Here is a 15,457-nt window from a genome sequence, read left to right as displayed (position 1 = left end):
AAGTATTATATTGGCAAGGATGCTATCTTAGCTTGGGTAAGCCCGCAAGGCGTGGGAATGTCAGGATAATCCCTTGGTCGTCTGTCGGGTTTCTGACTGTATGGTTTGCGGACAACAATCCGGATACTCAGTATTCCGGAAATTCTTGAAGGCGTGACGGCCGGCTCGCCGGCAACGCCTGGATCGAGCGCCCGGACGATGCCGGGCACAGTGCTCGTCCGGGCTTCCCGCACGATCCATTCGGAGCTTCGCAATGGCCTATCTTGAGAAAGCCCCTGCCTTCGGAATGGCCCATCCAGCGGCAAGGTCGAGATCGGCGCTCGTTGGCGCCGGCGTCGCGATCCTCTCTCTGCTGATCTTCGCCATGGTGGCGCTGCGCGTTCTGAATTTCGAGATGCGCAAGGACGAGCAGCTCTACGTGCCGCCGATCCGCCTGCTCGAGACGGAGCAGATCTACCGCGACTTCTTCTATAACCACACGCCGGGCTCGGCCTGGCTGTTCTATGGCATCGGCAGGCTGACAGGATCGGATCATCTGCTCCTGACCGGGCGGCTCGGCGTTTTGCTTGGCTGGGTGGTGCTGATCTCGGCGATCGCCGCCTTCAGCTATGTGCTGACGCGCTCGCGCCTGGTGAGCTGGTGCATCGTTCTGCTCAGCCTGATGAACGAGAACTTCCTGCTGCAGCCGGGCATGACCGCGACCAACAACCTGCTGCCGCTGCCGCTCTCCTTCATCGGCGTCGCGCTGTTCGTCCTCGGCGTCCGGGACGAGCGGCCGCAGCCTCTCTACTATGCCGCGTCGGGCTTCTTCCTGGCGCTCGCGGTCTGTTTCAAGGTCAGCGCCGTCGCCTTCGTGTTTCCGATCGCCATCGCCGCCTTCCTGCTGCCGCGCGCGCTCGGCGTCCGCGAGCGGGCGGGCTGGGTGGTGGCGCCGCTGGCCATCGGCGGTGTCGTCGGCGGGCTGCCGATCCTCTACTACCTCGCCACCGACGGATCGCGCTTCCTCGCCCATGTGCTCGGCTATCACACCGGTCCGCATGTGCAGTACATGCGCCTGTCGGGTTCGGCCGACGACGGGGCGGCGATGTCGCTAGTCGCCAAGCTGCTCCTGGCGCACGACATCTGGTTTTCGGCCGGGATCGCCGTGGCCCTCGTGGTGGTGCTCACCCTGCTGATCACGGTGCTTCGTCGTCGGGCGGAGGGCCGTCCGGCGATGCGCGCCATCTCGGCGCCGGCGCTGGTCGTGCTCGGCGCGCTGGTGTTCAGCGTCGCCTTCAGCTTCATTCCGACGCCGGGCTTTCCGCAGTATTTCGCGCCGCCGCTGATCTGCCTTCCGCTGGCGCTCGCCCTTGCCTTCGGCGATCTCGGCGTCGACGAGCGGCGGCATGTCCTGCCGGTTCTCATCGCGGCGACGGCGATCGTGCTTTTGATCGCAACGCCGCGCCTTGGCCAGTTTCTCGGCCGGGCGCCGCATCCGGGTCGCTGGACCGTGATGCAGGTGCATGATGACGGCGTCCGCATTGCCGAGCGGATGGCGGAGGCCGGGGCGCATGGCAAGGTCGCGACCCTCGCGCCGCTCTATCCGCTCGAGGGCGGGCTGCAGGTCTATCCGGAGCTGGCGACGGGGCCGTTCGCCTATCGGAGCGGCGACCTGACCAAGCCGGCGCTCGCCGCCCAGTACAAGATGACGTCGCCGACGCGGGTGGGGGCGCTTCTGGCCAGCGATCCGCCGGCGGCGTTGCTGCTCGGATTCGATCCCGTCCTGGAGGCGCCGATGCGCGCCTTTGCCGAGGCCAATGGCTACGCGCCGGTATCGAACCTCGGCGTCCGGGATCGCTACGGCACCGCGATGCTCTATCTCAGGCCGGCACAGCCGCCGGCGCCGTGACCGCGACTGCTATCACCGCGTCCCAGAGCGCCAGCACCGAGGGCAGGGAGTAGCGCGCGGCGGCCTCGGCCGCTCCCGTGGCGGCAAGCCTTTGCCGCAGATCGGAATCGGTGGCGAGGCGCGCCATCGCGTCGGCCAGCCTTCCGACATCGCCGGCCGGCACCAAGAGGCCTGCATCGGGATTGTCGAGGATCTCGGAAGGCCCCCAGGGGCAGTCGAAGGCGATCACCGCCAGCCCCGCCGCCATCGCCTCGAGCAGGACATTCGGAAATCCCTCGAAGCGTGAGCTCAGCACAAAGATATCGCCCTCGACGACCCAGTCACCCGGCGAGCGGGTGACGCCCGGCATGTGGACGCGATCCGCGACGCCGAGATCGCGCGCCTGCTTCTCCAGCGCGCCGCGCTCCGGCCCTTCGCCGAAGATCGTCAGCCGGGCGGCGGGAAGACGCGCCGCGACCTGGGCGAAGGCCTCAAGCAGCAGATCGAACCCCTTCTGTTTTTCCAGCCTGCCGACCGCGACGATCCGTGAGCCGTCGCTGGGGCGGGCGGCGCGCATCGAGGCGACCGGGTTGGGGATGACGATCGCCCGCGACTGCAGAGAGAAGGGCAGCGCGAGGCAGGCCTCCTTCGTCTGCATGACGAGGCGGGCGGCGCGCCGCCCGGCGATCGGCCCGGCCAGCCGCCAGAGCGGGCTTTTCGCCTGCGACAGGAAGTTGTTGCGCTCCGACAGGACGATCGGCACGTCGAGCCCGAGCGTGGCGAGACCCGTCATCACATTGACCTTGGTCAGGAAGGAGACGACGAGGTCGGGCGCGAGTTCGGCGAGGCGCCGGCGGAGCGCGAGAATCCGCCGGCCAGTGCCGGAGACGCGGCCGGCGCCATTGCCGCTTCCTCCAAGCGTCGAGAGTTCGATCCCGGGGTCATACGGGAAATAGGACGCGGGATCGCCGGCGTTGACGGCGAGCACATGGACCGTGTCGCCCTGGCTCTGGCGGTGGTGGGCCAAGAGGTTGACGACCTTCTCCGCGCCGCCGGCCCCGAAGCCGGAGAGAACGAACGCAATTCGCACGCTGGCCTCCGCCGGATGACAGCCTCAGGTGACGTTCATCCAGCCATGCGTCACGGCGAAGTGGACGATCTGGGCGCGCGAATGCAGCTTCAGCTTCTCGGTCGCCCGCGCCTTGTAGGTCTCGATCGACTTGATGCTGATATTGGCGCGCGCCGCGATCTCCTTGTTCGAATAACCGAGCGCCACCATGCGCAGCACGTCCTGCTCGCGCGCCGTCAGCCCGAGCGCCCCGACCGACTTGGTGATCGCGGCGTTCTGCTCGGCCGGCGCCGCGGTCATCTCGCTCGCCGTCGGCGGATCGAAGAACAGGCCGCCCAGCATGACCGAGCGGATGGCGAGCAAGAGGTTCTGCCCGGCCGAGCATTTCTGCACGAAGCCCTTCGCCCCGACCTGCAGCGCCTGCTGGACGTAGCTGCGCTCGTGATAGAGCGTCATGATCACGACATGGGCCGAATAGCCGCGCTTGATGATCTGCTCGGTCAAAACGAGCCCGTTCATGTCGGGGAGCGAGACGTCGAGCACGGAGACGTCGGGCGCCGTGCGCCCGATCAGCTCCAGCGCGTCGGCGCCGTTGTTCGCCTCGCCGACGCAGATGATGTCCTGCGACGTCTCGATCAGCGCCTTGGCGCCGGCCACCACAACGGGATGATCGTCCACGATCACGGTCCGGATAGGATAGCTCATCGCGTAACCCCGACGGGTTGAAGCGGGGAGGCGACCAGCGGGATCGTCGCCGCCAGCCGGGTGCCCTTTCCGCCCGGCCGGGTGCGGATGGAGAAGGCGCCGCCCAGCTCGGCGACGCGCTGGCTCATGCCGGCGATGCCGGAGCCACGGCGCGCCCGGGCGGTATCGATCGCGCTGTCCGGGCCGCGTCCGTCATCCTCGATGACGATGCTGACGGAATCCGGCATGCGCCGCAGGCGGATCGTCACGGCGGAGGCGGTGGCGGCGTGCTTGGCGATGTTGGTCAGGGCCTCCTGGACGATCCGGTAGATCGTCTCGGCGGTGCGGTTGTCCAGGTCGCGGTTCATGCCGCGATGGCGGAAGCGGGCCTCGATCTCGACTTCCATCTCCCAGCGCCCGATCAGGTCCGCCAGCGCCGCGACCAGGCGATAGCCGAGCGGCACGCCCACCCGTTCTCCGGTCGCGATCTGCTGCAATTCCTCGCTGAACCGGGTCAGGGTCTGGCGGAGATTGGAGAAATGGGCCAGCAGGCGGGAATCCGTGACCGTCCTTTCGAGCGCCGCGAGGCGGAACAGGATCGAGACGATGTACTGGCCCGAGACGTCATGGATGTCGCGCGAGAGCCGCTGCCTCTCCCGCGTCAGGATCGTCCACATCGCCGGCTGGGCGTCGGCCAGCGCGGCCGAGGCGGCCCAGCCCCCGTCGACGGGATCGCGGCCGCTCGGCCCGATGAGGCTCGGGGCGGCCGACCTGTGCTTCCTGTTGACCGATCGACTTGCCGATTTTCTGGGGCGGGTCCCGTGAATCGTCTCCTGGATCGCCTGCGGATTGTTCGACGGCAGGCCTCCCGAGAAGCCGATTTTTTCTCGAGATAGTCCATTTGACGGTTCGGAAGGTTCTTCGTCCAAATTGTCGTCAGTAAAGGGTGAAACAACCTGAAATATTACTGAATCATCACTGGCCGAAATTTCCGGAGACAATGTCATCTGCGAACCCCTTAGGTGAAGTTCATTCCGGAGCGGGGGGGAAGTGCGTCAGGAGAAAACCCCCATTCCGAGTGCGACGGGTTATGCCCCTTCGCCCTTTTTGATGTGCCCACGACCCATGGCGAAGCTTCGCTTGCTGATTGGGATAGCATGAATAATTTCCGGTTCAAAGTAGACTCGTTTCAACCAACCGTGAGCAAATCCCAGATCCGATCCCATGTCTGCCTTACCTGCTCGCTTTATATATTATTGCGATCTCTGTAACTGTCCGGCCAAGTCCTTGCCCGTCTCTCCATTTTTGCGCCGATAATTGGCGTCTCCGGTCACATTGTATGGACGGAGCGCAGGTTACGTTACGTACATCCATGGTTGTCGAATATCGTCTGGTTGCATTCTCGGGTAGGTGCCGCCTCGTAGGTCCCGGCGCTCGCCGGGGTTGCAGGGTGAAACGGTCCTTCGGGAGCGGGCGTCTCGCCCTGGATCGGAGGGGGCCGGCATCGCCGAAACGGCCTCCGAAGCGGCGGGTCGCCGGAAGTTTCCGGGTTTGATGTTGCTTTGTCAGGGGAGGCGGCGAAGCGTGTCAGGCTTTTAATCCTCCCAGACTACGCGCCCGGCGGACTATGCTACTCGAAGAACAGGGAACGAATTCTAAGTTATACTTGCAACGGCGACGAACTCGCCGGCAATCCCAGTCCGGTTCGATGATTTCCGAGAGATCCCAATCCGCTCCCTGCGGTCAGCGACTTCCGGAGTTTAGATTACATTTCGATATTGGTTTGAAATTTGTATCAATTTGGGATCGGCGTCAATTTGTTTCCTCTGATGCCTGCTTCGGAGCATCAGTAAAAGGAAATCTGGGAGCGCTCTGTAGTATGATAATGCACGTCATTACGAACTACACGGCTCAAGCCGGCGCGGAGGCTATGCTTTCGCGGCTCCTGCGTGTGTCGACAGAGCCGGCCATCGTCGCTTCGCTGATCGACATCTCCGACAATCATCGCGGGCTCGAGGGCGGCGCCGTCCGCTACGTGCCGCTCCACGCCCGCTCGATGGCCGGGGCGCTGCCTGCCATTCTCCGGCTTTCGCGGCTGATCGCGCGCGAGCGGCCACGCGTCATCCTCTGCTGGATGTATCACGCCATGATCGCCGGCGTTCTGGCGGCGCGGTTTTCCGGTGAGCGCGTGCCGGTGTTCTGGAATGTCCGCCAGGCGCTGGACGATCCGGCCGCGCTCTCGTGGAACACGCGCCAGGCGCTGCGCGTGGCGCGGCGGCTCTCCCGCTTGCCGGACGGCATCATCTTCAACTCTTCGCGAGCGCTGGATCAGCATCGCCGCTTCGGCTTCGCCAACCAGAACATGGAAGTGATCCCGAACGGGTTCGAGCCGGTTGCCGAGCAGCCGGCCTGCCGCGTCCCGCAGGTTTTCGGCATCGCGGCGCGCCTGCACCGCCAGAAGGATCACGCCACCTTCTTCCGGGCTGCCGCGCGGGTTCGGCAGCGGCATCCGGCGGCGCGCTTCATGGCGGTCGGCGCCGGCCTCTCCGACGACAATGCGACCGTGCGCGACATGATCGCCGAGGCCGGCCTGTCGCAGGATTCCATCACGCTCAGCGGCGAGGTGACCGACATGGACGCCTTCTACCGCAGCATCGACATCCTCGTCCTGTCGTCGCGCACGGAAGGGTTCCCGAACGTCGTCGCCGAGGCGATGAGCTATGGCAAGCCGGTCGTCACCACCGATGTCGGCGACGCCGCGGCGGTGGTCGGGGAGACCGGGCTGGTGGTTCCGCCCGGCGATGCCGAAGCGCTCGGGGAGGCGATGTGCCGGATGCTCGGCATCGGCCTGCAGGACTATGCCGGCCTGTCGGCCGCCGCGCGTCGCCGCGTCGACGAGAACTACTCGTTGCCGCAGATCGCGCGTCGCTACGCCTCGTTCATCGGCCAGGCCTGAGGGGAGTTGGAGGTCGTGCCCGGAGATCGCGGATCATGATGCTGACAGCGAAACGCTTCTTCTCCGCCGCCGGGGCCCCCGCCGACCTGGCGCGGGAGTGCGAGTTCTTTTCGAGCCTGAAGATGCGCAACGGCACGTTCAAGCTGACGCGGCCGTCACGCTTCGCGGTCGTCGAGGAGCGGTTCGCGCCGATGGTGCGGGCGCGCGTGAAGGGGCCCTGCGCGGTGCTCGACATCGGCGCCTCGACCGGACTGACGACGATCGAGCTTGCCGATTTCCTGCGCGCGCAAGGCGCCGTGCCGCGCGTCGTCGGCACCGATCTCTTCATCGACGCGCATCTGGTCGATCTCGCTCCGGGCGTTCACGTGCTCGCCGATCCCGATGGCTGGCCGCTGCAATATGGCGTCGCCGGCGTCGGTATCCGCGCCTGGGTGCGGCGGCTCGACTATGTCACCCTCGCGGTTCTGCCGCGCCTCCTGGCCCGCTCGATGCTGCGGCCGCGCCTGCGCCGGCGGATCGCGGCGGGGGCGTCGCTGCCGGTGCGGATGGAGAGCCGGGCGCTGGTCGGCCAGGCCATACGGCTCGTCGAGAACGACATCTTCGTCCGGGAACCGTCCTTCGCGGCGCGTTTCGATTTCATCCGCGCCGCCAACATCCTCAATCTCGGTTATTTCCGGCCCGAGCGGCTGCGCGTCGCGATCGCCAACATCCACGCCTATTCCCGGGGGCCGGGCGCGCTTCTGCTGGTCGTGAAGACCGACGGATCGAAGCATGACGGAACCCTGTTCGAACTGGGCCCGGAGGGCGACTTCCAGGTGCTCGCCCGGATCGGCAGGGGATCCGAAATCGAAGGATTGGTGCTGGAGGCCGCGGCCGCGACGCGCCAGGGGGAGGTGTCATGAACCGGACCGGTCCGCTTCGCGACGTCAGGCGCCTGATCCTCGTGGCGTGCCTCGCCCTGGCGGCGGTCGGGCTGTTTGCGACCAGGGGACATCTGGTCGGACTGATCCCGCACTGGCTCGCGCGGCTGCACCTGCAGGAAGCCTCCGCCGCCGGATCCGGTATTCCGATCCCGCCGAAGTTGCCGGACGGGCGCCAGCGGGCGTTCCCGACGGCCGAGGGGTTTGGCGCCGGGGCGAAGGGCGGGCGAGGCGGCCGCGTCATCTTCGTCACCACGACGGCGGATCGGGGCGTGGGGTCGCTGCGCGCCTGCATCGGCGCTGAGGGACCCCGGACCTGCATCTTCCGCACCAGCGGCACCATCACGCTCAATTTCCGGTCGCTCGTCGTCCTCCATCCCTACCTGACGATCGCCGGTGAGACGGCTCCGGGCGATGGCATCGCGATCCGCAACGGGCCACGGCAGATCCGCCCGTCGATCGAGGTCGTCACCCATGACGTCATCATCCGCCATCTGCGCCTCAGGCCGGGGCCGCATGCCATCAAGGCCTGCTGCTCGGGCGCGCTCGGCTTCTACGGCAAGGAGGCGACCGACATCATCGTCGACCACGTCTCGGCAAGCTGGGGTTCCGACGAGACGATCGATTCCGAGGGGGCGACCAACGTCACCTTCCAATGGGGCTTCGTGACCGAGCCGCTGCTCGACGGCGGCCCGAGCAAGCACGACCGCGCGCGCAACATGCTGATGACGATGGGCGGCAACATCTCCGTCCATCACACCCTTTTCGCGTTCGGCAAGTTCCGCAATCCGCAGTTCCAGATGCGCGATCCCGGCGGCGTGGCGGACGTGGTCAACAACGTCCTCTATTCGCCGATCTGGGACTATGTGATCAGCTTCAGCGATCGCTGGACCCGGGTCCGGGCGAATGTGATCGGCAACTACAAGATCGCGGGCAGGAGCGAGAAGGACGACCATCTGGTCTATCTGTTCCGCCAGGGCGACCACGGCTTCTCGCTTTTCCTCTCGGACAATCTCGACGAGACCTACCGGCCCGATGAGAGCGTGGGCGATGACCAGGTCATCGCGGAGGAGTGGCGGAACTATCTGGTCTCGAGCCCCTTCGACGTGGCGAACGTCCGCGCCAGCCCGCCGCGTCAGGCCTATGACGACGTGCTGGCGACCGCCGGCGCGACGCGGCCGAAGCGCGACGCCGTCGATCGACGGATGGTCGAGGCCGTCCGCGCGCGTTCGGGCAGCCTGCTGAAGTCGAATCCCGAGGCGGTCGGCGGCTGGCCGACGCTCGCCGCGGCGCCGCCGCCGCCTGACCGCGACCAGGACGGCATGCCCGATGCCTGGGAGACGGCAAAGGGGCTCAACCCCGCCGACCCACGCGACGGTGCGGCGGACCGGGACGGCGACGGGTGGACCAATCTTGAAGAATATCTGCATGAACTGGCCGGCGACGGCGTCGGCATGCATTCCGCGAGGTCCGCCGATGTCCCCGCGAATTGACCCGCCGGCGCGCGCGCGCGACCGGATCTCGCTTCCCTCAGGCGCGCGCGCGCCTGGCCCGCTTGCGCTGCCGTATCGGACCCTCGTTCAGGAAGGTGACGGCGGGGGCGATCGAGAGCAGAACGGGCACGGCCCAGAACCGGCCATAGACGTGCGGAACGGCGTTGATCAGCACCGCGAACAGGCTGAGCGTCGCGAAGCCGCCCACGAAGACCTCCCGGCTGCCGCGATATCGCAGCGGCGTCGCCAGCGCGATGAAGCCGCCGGTCAGCATGAGCAGGAAGCCGCCGAGGGCGATCAGGCCGCCTTCGTTCCACATCAGCAGGTAGAGATTGTGCACCGGCGCATGGAACGCGCTGATCTCGCGATACTGGTCGGCCCCGTAGCCGACCAGCACGACGTCGCCGGCGAAGCCGGACGCCTCCTGGATCATCCGCATGCGGTCGTCGAAGGTGCCGGCCTCGCTCAGGTCGCCGCTCTCGAGCCCGGTCAGCACCCGCTTCTGGAACGTGGCCGGCAGGTTGTCGCGGATGACGGGCGTGTTCAGGCCGCTCACCATCAGCATGACGGCCGCGACGCCGATCGCGGCGCGCTGCGGTGTGATGGTGGCGAGGAAGAAGACGCCGAGGCCGTAGAGCATGGCATAGAGCGCGGTGTTCGAGCCGGTCAGCATGATGCCGTAGGTGATGAGCGGCAGGATCGCGAGCGTGATCAGCGGATGCAGGGTGCGCATCGAGGTCATCGCCAGGATCATCGGCACGGTCAGCGCGATCAGGCCGCCGCATTCATTGTCGCGCTCGACGAAGCCCATCAGCCGGCCGCTGCCGCTGACGAAGGTGGTGTTGGTCTCCTTCAGAATGTCGATGACGTAGATGCCGTGCAGGATCATCAGGATGATCGAGGCGACGAAGACCTTCATCAGGATCGTCGTCTGCTTCCAGGGGCGGCCGAGCAGGACGAGCGGCAGCAGCAGATAGGCGAACAGATACTGGATCGACAGGATCAGCCCGCGATCGACGACGCTCGCCAGCAGGCTGCTGCCGAGCAGCGCCCCGACCATCAGCGTCAGCCCGAACAGCCAGTAGGCCGTTCCCGGCCCGAGCGGCTTCAGGGGCAGCAAGCGGTTCAGGATCATGAAGCCGAGGCAGAGGCAGGCGAAGGCGTCGCTCGCCGTGAAGTAGAAGTTCGGCAGCCGCACGAAGTTCATCGGCGCGAAGAACACGACCGCGCAGGCGAGCGCGAATTCGGCCCGCTGCGCCGCCGTGCCGGCGGTCGGCGCCGCGCGGACGGGCGTGGCGCGATATGGCGGAGATCCGGGAAAGGACGACGATTGATCCATGCGGTCTCCCGACGGGTGGACGCAGCGGAATGCCTCTTGATCCTAGCTGAAGATTCACGATTGGAAACAGTAAACATAAGTTTACTGATCTCATGATGGGAGGGTGATAGGTCTATGGTGTGTAGAAAAATCGGGGGCTGATCACGATATAATTTAATCGCAGGTACATTGTGATGGATTCGTCAATCAAATTTGATCCGAATGCACGTCCTGGGTCTGTTGAAGAAATATTAGCGCCGGCCAAACCGCTGCATGTTGTCGGTCTTCGCGAAATGTGGGCGCTGCTGCGCCGGCACAAATACTTTATCTCGATCTTTATCGCGGTCTCCGTCGCGCTGCTCGTCATCGCGCTCGCGTCGATGCGCAACAGCTACACGGCGACGTCGGCGATCGTGCTGGAGCGCAACGACACGCCGATGCTCGAGGCGGTGACGGCGATGCAGGGGGATGTCCGCGACCGCTCGGCCATGGAGACCGAGATGGACATCATCACCTCGCGCGTCTTCATCGGTCGTGTGGTCGATGCGATGAACCTGGTCGAGCACCCCTGGTTCAATACCTATCTCGCGGCTGCGCGCGAGGCGGCCGAACCTCCTGGCTTCTTCGATCGCCTGTTCGGCGGGTCGAACGCGCCCGCCAAGCTGCCGCCGCTCACGGTGCAGCGCGACCAGGCCATCACCATGCTGCTGTCGAAATTGTCGGCGACCCGCACCGGCGAGAGCCTCGCCGTCACGATCCATATCATCAGCCCCGATCCGGACCTTTCGGCGGCGCTCGCCAACACGGTGGCCAACACCTATGTCGACTGGTCGCGCAGCCTGAAGAAGGAGGCGATGACCGATGCGGTCAGCTTCCTGCGCGATCGCGCCGCCCAGGTCGCCGCGCGGATCGCCCAGAACGAGCGCGAGATCGCCGAGTTCAGCCGCGTCAACGAGCTCGCCTCCGACGTGCGCGACGACATCCTGCGCCAGAGGATCGACGGCATGAACACCCAGCTCACCGCGGCGCGGGTCGAGCTTGCCGGCGTCCGCGCCCGGCGCGATCAGGGCCGCATCGTCCAGGAAGGCGGCGTGGAACTCGAGGGAACCACGCTGACGTCGCCGCTGCTCGCGAGCTTGCGCGACAACAAGGCGACGCTGATGCGCGAGCGCGCGCAATATGCGTCCAACCTCGGAACCAACCATCCGCAGGTGCTCAAGGCCGATGCCGAGCTCGCCAGCGTTGACGCCATGATCTCGAGCGAGCTTCGCCACATCGTCGATGAAATGTCGGGCGAGGAGGCGATCATCTCCGATCGCGTGCAGCAGCTCGAGGCGCAGATCGCCGATCTCCGGGCGACGCTGCGCCAGCGCAGCCTGGCGGAGATCCGCCTGCGCGAGCTCGAACGCGATCTCCTGGCCGACCAGAAGCTGCATGATCTGGTCGTCGGGCGCCTTGGCGGGCTCGATCCCTATGCCGAGGTGGCGAAGCCGAGCGCCCGCGTGGTCTCGATCGCCGCGGTGCCGACGCAGCCTTCCTTCCCGCAGCGCAGCCGCATCTTCGCGGGCGGCCTGATCGGCGCGACCGTCCTGGCGATCGTGCTTGCCGTCATGTTCGAGGCGCTCGACATGCGGATCCGGTCCGGCCAGCGCATCCTGCAGATCGTCGGCGCGCCCAATCTGGCCAGCATTCCCAAGGAGGCGCGGCGCTGGTTCGGGCGGCGCACGCCGACGCTGGCGCGGCTGCTGGAAGGGCCGCGCTCGCTTTATACGGAGGCGCTGCGCGCACTCTATCTCGCCTGTCGCGTGCGGCTCCCGGTGGCGAAGCCGATCATATTGTTCGCTGCGCCCCTGCCGAAGGACGGCTCGGCCGCCATCGCGCTCGGCTTTGCCTATTCGGCGGCCCATGACGGGATCGGCACGGTGCTGATCGACTTCGATCCGCCGGCTCCCGACCGTTCAGGCCTTGCCGCCGTTCCGCCCGGCCGTGCGCTGGGCGACGTCCTGGCCGGATCCTGCCGGCTCGTCGACGCCATCCAGCCGGTGGCCGACGTGCCGGGGCTCGATGTGATCACCGCGTTCGAGACGCCGCGGGGCGGCCATGCCGACCGTCGCGTTCGCTCGGACGACATGCGCCGGGTGATCGAGGATCTGCGCACCAGCTACGACATGATCGTCATCCATTGCGCGCCGGTGCTGATCCTCGAAGACGCCAACTGGCTACTGCCCTTCGTCGACGCGGTGCTGCTCGTCGTCCGGTTCGGCCGCACCACGGAGCAGGAGCTCACCAATGCCGTCTCGCGGCTGCAGATCAATCATGCGCCGCTGATCGGCACCGTGCTGAACGGTGTCGAGGCGAATGCGCAGCCCGGGCAGGAGACGCTCGGCGCGCTGAACCATCGCCGGCAGGCGCGGGCCTATCTCGAAGTGTGAGGCGGGGCGGGAAGGACGATGGAGGAAGTCGTGCAGGGAGATTCGGACGTGCAAGCTGCTTCAGATATGCGTCGGCGCTACCAGCCCCATCTCGGTGAGGAGAAGGCGGTTGACTGCCTCGACGTCGAAGCGGGCGCGCGCGATCTCCAGCGAGCGTCGGCCCATCGTGGCGGCCAGCGCCGGATCGACGATGAAGCGCTCCATCGCCGCCGCGAGGGCTTCGGGGTCGCGCGGCGGGACGAGGAAGCCGTTTTCGCCGGGATCGACGGCGTCGCGGCAGCCCGGCAGGTCGGTGGTGATGACGGCGCGTCCCGTCGCCAGCGCTTCCAGGATGCTGCGGGGAAGGCCCTCGCGATAATAGGACGGCAGGACGAAGACGGTGCTGGAGGTGAGGTAGGGTCGCACGTCCGCGGTCTCGCCGAGATATTCGATCGTCCCGTCCGCCGCCCAGCGATCGATCTCGTCGCGCGAGATCGCCAGCGGGCTCGGGTCCTGCGGTCCGAGGATCTGGAAGCGGACCTGGGGATAGCGGCGGCGCAGCCGCCGTGCCGCCTCGACGAAGTCGACCGGTCCCTTCTCGCGCAGGATGCGCGCGACCATCAGGAAGGCGGGCGCGCCGCCCGGCACCTCCGAGGCGGCGAAATGGGTCAGGTCGATGCCGGAGCCGGGAACGGCGACGATGCGCCGGGGATCCTGGACCATGCGGCCGGCCCTGATGTCGTCGGCATCGGCCTCGTTATAGACGAAGACGCGGCCGTCGCCGTGCAGCGCGATCCGGTACAGCCAGGTCGAGATCCGGCGGATATGGCCGAGACGCCGGTCGCTCTCGTCGCCGCCGAAGACGTAGCCGAGCCCGGTGACGAGCGCGTGCCGTCGCCGGATGCCGGCGAGGCGCGCGGCGATCAGGCCGTAGATGATCGGCTTCATCGTGTAGCAGAGGATCAGATCCGGCGAGAGCCGCCGCAGCTCGCGATAGAGCGCGGTGAGGGTTCTGAGGTCTTCCCAGGGGTCGAGGCCGGCTCGCGCCATCGGAATTTTGACAAAGCGCACGCCGATCCGGGCCAGCGCCTCGATCGTCGGGCCATCATCCTCCGGACCGAAGGCGACGACCTGGTGGCCACCTTCGATCATGGTCGCCAGCAGCCGGTAGCGGAAATTGACCAGCGATACCGTGTAGCTGCAGACGACGGCGACGGTCAGGCGCGGCGCGGCGGCGGTCTGGAAGGCCCATGTGCCGGCATGTTGAACCATGAACAGATCGCCTCCGCTCCGGGCTGCTTAGATCCGGCTGATATGCCGAACGTTGTTTTTGAAGATTGTCATTCGCTCGAGAAAGCTTCGGAAGGTTAGCATGGATTGAAATTACAGAAATATGCAATTCAGTATATGCTGGGTGTGCCGAAGTGTTCCATTCAGATCAATTTTATCTGAAGGGGTTGTCATGTTTGGTTGTCTCTCGATCGTCAGGTTTTTGTCAGTATTAATTGCGGGGTTCATCGTCGTGGGCAGCACGGTGGCCGTGCTCGCCGCCGAGCCGGAGGTTCTCCTGGCGCCGGGGGACATGCTCCGGTTCGATATCCTCGACGATGAAAAGGAGCCGGTCGATCTGCCGATCGCGGCCGACGGGACCATCCAGGCGCCCCTGCTCGGCGGCGTATCCGTGGCCGGCTATACGATCGCCGCGGCGCTCGAGCACGTGAACGCGATCTATGCGGAGCGGAAGATCTTCGTTCAGCCGAAGATCGCCCTGTCGGTCGCCGCCTATCGTCCGGTCTTCGTGATCGGCGATGTCCGCCAGCCCGGATCCTATCCGTTCCAGGCGCGGCTGACCGTCGAGAAGGCGATGGGCCTTGCCGGCGGCCAGATCACGGCCGCCAATGGCGAGGATCCTGTTCTCGCCCGCGCGCGAATTCATGGCGAGCTCGAGGCGGTCGAGAACACCATCATCCGGGAAGGCCTGTCGATCGCGCGATTGCAGGCGCAGCTCAATGGCGGCGACGCGATCCGGGACGAGGACGTTCCGGAATCGGCGCGCGCCTATGTGAAGGGGCCCGCGGCGGACATCATGCGCGAGGTCGAGATGCGGATTCTTGACAGCGACCGAAACGGCTTCGCCGCCCAGAAGAAGATCCTGCTCGAGAATATCGCCGAGGCGGCGCGGGGGCAGGAACTGCTGGTGGAGATGGCGGACAAGGTCGCGAAGTCGGTCGAATTCAGCCGGGCCGACCTGGAGCGCGGGCAGGGCCTGCAACAGCGTGGCATCAAGACCCTGACCGACGTGTCCAACCTGGAACGCCAGCTGACGGCGGAAGAGTCGCGGCAATTGCAGGTCATGAGCCAGCAATCGGACGGGCGGCGCGAGATCGGAACGCTGAAGCGCCAGCTCGCCGACCTCGAGCAGGCCCGGCACATGCAGGCGCTGGTCGACCTGCAGACGCACACCTCCGCCCTGATCACCGCGATCGGCACGCGCCGCACCGCCGAGGAGCAGTTGATGCTTCTCTCCGCCATGACGGCGCAGCAGATGGCGGACAACAAGGAAGTCATCCTGGATTTCACGGTGCGACGGACCGACGCCGCCGGCAATGCCGACCTGCGCGCGACGCCCGCGACGCTGCTGCAGCCGGGCGACGTCGTCATCGTCAGTATCCGCAGCACGCACACCAACGCGCCGCTGGCCGCGCTCCAGCCGCCCGCGGCGCAGCCGTCGCAATAGGC

The 15,457-nt window shown here is 66.4% G+C and carries 11 protein-coding genes; 6 read left to right on the top strand and 5 right to left on the bottom strand.

Annotation, left to right across the window (positions count from 1 at the left end; genetic code table 11):
• Positions 1 to 253: 253 nt before the first annotated feature.
• On the top strand, positions 254 to 1,888 hold the full coding sequence (locus tag K32_RS12610; protein WP_201399876.1) for a hypothetical protein: 1,635 nt from the start codon (positions 254 to 256) through the stop codon (positions 1,886 to 1,888).
• Here K32_RS12610 and K32_RS12605 read toward each other — a convergent pair.
• Genes K32_RS12605 through K32_RS12595 form a run of 3 tightly spaced genes read right to left on the bottom strand, consistent with a single transcriptional unit; the run spans position 1,860 to position 4,627 of the window.
• Positions 1,860 to 2,957, bottom strand: a complete 1,098-nt coding sequence (locus tag K32_RS12605; protein WP_201399875.1) for a glycosyltransferase family 4 protein — start codon at positions 2,955 to 2,957, stop codon at positions 1,860 to 1,862. The genes K32_RS12610 and K32_RS12605 overlap by 29 nt on opposite strands.
• A 24-nt stretch (positions 2,958 to 2,981) precedes the next feature.
• Complete coding sequence (locus K32_RS12600; RefSeq protein ID WP_201399874.1) at positions 2,982 to 3,641, bottom strand: response regulator transcription factor; 660 nt, start codon at positions 3,639 to 3,641, stop codon at positions 2,982 to 2,984.
• Positions 3,638 to 4,627 (bottom strand): sensor histidine kinase, encoded by a 990-nt coding sequence (locus tag K32_RS12595; protein WP_201399873.1) that lies wholly within the window; start codon positions 4,625 to 4,627, stop codon positions 3,638 to 3,640. The genes K32_RS12600 and K32_RS12595 overlap by 4 nt, the downstream gene beginning before the upstream one ends.
• A 923-nt stretch (positions 4,628 to 5,550) precedes the next feature.
• Here K32_RS12595 and K32_RS12590 point away from each other — a divergent pair.
• Genes K32_RS12590 through K32_RS12580 form a run of 3 tightly spaced genes read left to right on the top strand, consistent with a single transcriptional unit; the run spans position 5,551 to position 8,989 of the window.
• Complete coding sequence (locus tag K32_RS12590) at positions 5,551 to 6,576, top strand: glycosyltransferase (protein ID WP_244669475.1); 1,026 nt, start codon at positions 5,551 to 5,553, stop codon at positions 6,574 to 6,576.
• A 35-nt stretch (positions 6,577 to 6,611) separates the two neighbouring features.
• Positions 6,612 to 7,478 carry an ATP-binding protein gene (locus K32_RS12585; protein ID WP_201399872.1) on the top strand — a complete coding sequence of 289 codons (867 nt, stop codon included), beginning with the start codon at positions 6,612 to 6,614 and terminating at the stop codon, positions 7,476 to 7,478.
• On the top strand, positions 7,475 to 8,989 hold the full coding sequence (locus tag K32_RS12580; protein WP_201399871.1) for a pectate lyase: 1,515 nt from the start codon (positions 7,475 to 7,477) through the stop codon (positions 8,987 to 8,989). The genes K32_RS12585 and K32_RS12580 overlap by 4 nt, the downstream gene beginning before the upstream one ends.
• Positions 8,990 to 9,026: 37 nt before the next feature.
• Here the strand turns inward: K32_RS12580 and K32_RS12575 are convergent, their stop codons facing one another.
• Positions 9,027 to 10,328: an O-antigen ligase gene (locus K32_RS12575; RefSeq protein WP_201399870.1), complete on the bottom strand. Its 1,302-nt coding sequence runs from the start codon at positions 10,326 to 10,328 to the stop codon at positions 9,027 to 9,029.
• Positions 10,329 to 10,501: 173 nt separating this feature from the next.
• Here K32_RS12575 and K32_RS12570 point away from each other — a divergent pair, with 173 nt between their 5' ends.
• Positions 10,502 to 12,739 carry a Wzz/FepE/Etk N-terminal domain-containing protein gene (locus tag K32_RS12570; protein WP_201399869.1) on the top strand — a complete coding sequence of 746 codons (2,238 nt, stop codon included), beginning with the start codon at positions 10,502 to 10,504 and terminating at the stop codon, positions 12,737 to 12,739.
• A 60-nt stretch (positions 12,740 to 12,799) separates the two neighbouring features.
• On the opposite strand, the gene K32_RS12565 is transcribed toward K32_RS12570, so the two are convergent.
• Complete coding sequence (locus tag K32_RS12565; protein WP_201399868.1) at positions 12,800 to 13,990, bottom strand: glycosyltransferase family 4 protein; 1,191 nt, start codon at positions 13,988 to 13,990, stop codon at positions 12,800 to 12,802.
• 190 nt (positions 13,991 to 14,180) lie between these two features.
• Between K32_RS12565 and K32_RS12560 the strand changes: the two genes are divergently transcribed.
• The gene (locus K32_RS12560) at positions 14,181 to 15,455 is read left to right on the top strand and encodes a polysaccharide biosynthesis/export family protein (RefSeq protein ID WP_201399867.1); all 1,275 of its coding nucleotides are present in this window, start codon (positions 14,181 to 14,183) and stop codon (positions 15,453 to 15,455) included.
• The last annotated feature ends 2 nt before the right edge of the window (positions 15,456 to 15,457 follow it).

It is taken from the genome of Kaistia sp. 32K, assembly GCF_016629525.1.
In the GTDB taxonomy this organism is placed as follows: Bacteria; Pseudomonadota; Alphaproteobacteria; order Rhizobiales; family Kaistiaceae; genus Kaistia.
The sequence above is the reverse complement of the archived record's forward strand: the minus strand, read 5'-3'. Positions and strand labels throughout refer to the sequence as shown.

Excerpts from the sequence above, each read along its gene's own strand:
- K32_RS12610 (WP_201399876.1), top strand. The coding sequence starts at position 254 with ATGGCCTATCTTGAGAAAGCCCCTGCCTTCGGAATGGCCCATCCAGCG.
- K32_RS12600 (WP_201399874.1), bottom strand. The coding sequence starts at position 3,641 with ATGAGCTATCCTATCCGGACCGTGATCGTGGACGATCATCCCGTTGTG.
- K32_RS12595 (WP_201399873.1), bottom strand. The coding sequence starts at position 4,627 with ATGACATTGTCTCCGGAAATTTCGGCCAGTGATGATTCAGTAATATTT.
- K32_RS12590 (WP_244669475.1), top strand. The coding sequence starts at position 5,551 with ATGCTTTCGCGGCTCCTGCGTGTGTCGACAGAGCCGGCCATCGTCGCT.
- K32_RS12585 (WP_201399872.1), top strand. The coding sequence starts at position 6,612 with ATGATGCTGACAGCGAAACGCTTCTTCTCCGCCGCCGGGGCCCCCGCC.
- K32_RS12580 (WP_201399871.1), top strand. The coding sequence starts at position 7,475 with ATGAACCGGACCGGTCCGCTTCGCGACGTCAGGCGCCTGATCCTCGTG.
- K32_RS12575 (WP_201399870.1), bottom strand. The coding sequence starts at position 10,328 with ATGGATCAATCGTCGTCCTTTCCCGGATCTCCGCCATATCGCGCCACG.
- K32_RS12570 (WP_201399869.1), top strand. The coding sequence starts at position 10,502 with ATGGATTCGTCAATCAAATTTGATCCGAATGCACGTCCTGGGTCTGTT.
- K32_RS12565 (WP_201399868.1), bottom strand. The coding sequence starts at position 13,990 with ATGGTTCAACATGCCGGCACATGGGCCTTCCAGACCGCCGCCGCGCCG.
- K32_RS12560 (WP_201399867.1), top strand. The coding sequence starts at position 14,181 with ATGTTTGGTTGTCTCTCGATCGTCAGGTTTTTGTCAGTATTAATTGCG.